Raw genomic sequence first — 2,335 nt, forward strand, 5'->3', positions numbered from 1 at the left:
AAGCCCTGCACCGCATCCGACGCCTTGCGCGACGCGGTGATGATCGTGCGGCCCTGCGCCGCCAGCTGGAAGCCGAGCGGCGTCGCCTGCAGCGGCCGGCGGCCCTTGAGGAACAGCGGCTCACCCACCCGCGCCTCCAGCATGGCCAGGGATCGGCTGACCGCCGGCTGGGTCAAGCCCAGCATGGCGGCTCCTTCCGACACGCCGCCGGCATCCAGCACCGCGGCGAGCTGCATGAGGTGGCGCTCGTTCAGCTTCATAGCAAAACGCTATACAAGGGACGTCACATCTCATCAAGCATCGCGTCGGGCCGTGCTATCCCGCTTGGCAAGGGGAAGGGAGGCCCCGGCGGAATGCACGGCCAGCACGACCCGAAGCGGGATGAGTCCCCCAAGGCGATATCGACGCAGGCCGAGGAATTCTCGCGGCGCCTGACGGCAATGGGCCAGTCCCGCTTGGCGGCGGCGGCGCAGGCAGCCGTGGATGGTTTGCACGCGCTGATCGTGGAGTTGCGGCCCTCCGGCGAGGAATTCCGCCAGGCGATCGATTTTCTGACCGAGGTTGGCCACTACGCCGATGCGCGGCGCCAGGAATGGGTGCTGTTCGCCGACGTCCTGGGCGTGTCTTCGCTGATCGAGGATCAGAACAGCCCGCGCCCCGCCGGAGCGACACCAAACACCCTGGCCGGGCCCTTCTACCGGGCCGACGTGCCGGAGATGCCACCCGGCGCGAACATCTCGCGCGATCACAAGGGCGAGCCGCTGGAGGTCGCGGGCCGCATCGTCGCGCTCGACGGCGCGGGGGTCGGCGATGCGACGGTCGAGATCTGGCAGGCCAATGCCGAGGGTCTCTACGAGAACCAGGAACCCGACCGCCAGCCGGAATTCAATCTGCGCGGACGCTTCCGTACCGATCCGCAGGGACGGTTCCGCTTTACGACGGTGAAGCCGAAGGGCTACACGCTGCCGTCGGACGGACCGGTCGGTCAATTGATGTCAGCGCTGGGCCTTGGCCTCGAGCGGCCGGCCCATATCCATTTTCGCGTCTCGGCGGAGGGCTTCGAGACGCTGACGACCCACATCTTCGACCGGTCGGACCCTGCGATCGGCCGGGATGCCATCTTCGGGGTCAAACCCGAACTCATGGCCGAGTTCCGCGCGCTGCCGCCCAATGGAGGAAAACGCAAGCACGCGCTCGACCTCAACCTCGTGCTCTGCCCGCAGCGGCGGAGCGATACCGAAACCTCTGGGAGGAGATGACCGATGGCACGTATCAGCGGCTACCACCATTTGACGCTCTCGACCGACAGCGCTCAGGAAGATTTTGATTTCTATACCAAGGCGCTCGGCCTGCATTCGGTGAAGCGCACCGTCTTGTTCGACGGCGTCATCCCGGTCTACCACCTCTATTACGGCTCGCCCAATAGCGATGCGTCGACGATCATCACCACCTTCCCGTTCCGCAAGCCGGGCGTCTATGGCCGCCGCGGGTCCAATCAGTCGCGCACCATCATGCAGTCGATCCCCAAGGGCGCCGCGGATTTCTGGGTCGACCGGTTGAATGCGCGCGGCATCGAGGCCATCAAGATCACCCGTTTTGGCGCCGACCGTGCGGCTTTCGCACATCCCTGCGGCATCCCGCATGAGCTGGTGGAAAGCGACAGGGATCCCCGCGCGCCCATCACCAACGAGGCGCAGGGCATCGGCAAGGCCCACGGCATCAAGGGAATCTACGGCGCCGTGGTGGCGGTGATGGACCGCACCGCCATGGACGACTTCCTGACCATCGCATTGCCGATGGAGAAAGAGGCCGACGACCACGAGGGGCTCGTGTTCCGCGTGCCGGATGCGGCCGGCGTCGCACAGCGCGTGGAGGTCATTGTCGACCGCGACAGCCCGCAGGGCACCTGGACTCTGGCGGGAGGCACGATCCACCACCTCGCCCTCAACACCGGCGACGAAGAGAACCAGTTGAAGCTGCGCGCTCATATCGAGGGCCTCGGCTTCACGGACATATCGGAGCAGAAGGACCGCAACTACTTCAAGTCCTGTTATGTCCGCTCGCCCGGCGGCGCGCTGTTCGAAATTGCCTGGACCACGCCGGAAGGTTGGGCCAAGGACGAGCCTCCGGGCCAGATCGGCAAGACGCTGGTCTTCCCGCCTTGGTTCAAGGACCGCGAGAGCGAATTGCAGGCCGGCCTGGAACAGGCGGATTTCGCGGGAGTTCAGGCAGCGGTCCGCTCCGGCTTGGGCCAAGAGGCCCCGAGGCTAAGGCGATTTGCGTCTTCGTCCACGGCCGCGGCCAATCGCCCGAAGAGATGCAGTCCCAGGTGCTG

General features: G+C 66.1%; 3 protein-coding genes. 2 read left to right on the plus strand and 1 reads right to left on the minus strand.

Going from position 1 to position 2,335, the window contains the following annotated elements; translation table 11 throughout:
* Positions 1–260 (minus strand): LysR family transcriptional regulator (locus EN925_RS32345; protein ID WP_164894542.1); only part of this gene is annotated, 260 nt, incomplete at its 3' end.
* 93 nt (positions 261–353) lie between these two features.
* Here EN925_RS32345 and EN925_RS32350 point away from each other — a divergent pair.
* Both EN925_RS32350 and EN925_RS32355 read left to right on the plus strand, forming a co-directional pair.
* Entirely contained in the window at positions 354–1,259 is a 906-nt protein-coding gene (locus EN925_RS32350; protein WP_063167498.1) for a dioxygenase, read from the plus strand.
* Positions 1,260–1,262: 3 nt separating this feature from the next.
* Positions 1,263–2,335, plus strand: a 1,073-nt coding sequence (locus EN925_RS32355; protein WP_245487390.1) for a VOC family protein, incomplete at its 3' end; no start/stop codon positions are given.

It is taken from the genome of Mesorhizobium sp. M7A.F.Ca.US.006.04.2.1 (genome assembly GCF_004022915.1).
GTDB lineage: Bacteria > Pseudomonadota > Alphaproteobacteria > Rhizobiales > Rhizobiaceae > Mesorhizobium > Mesorhizobium ciceri.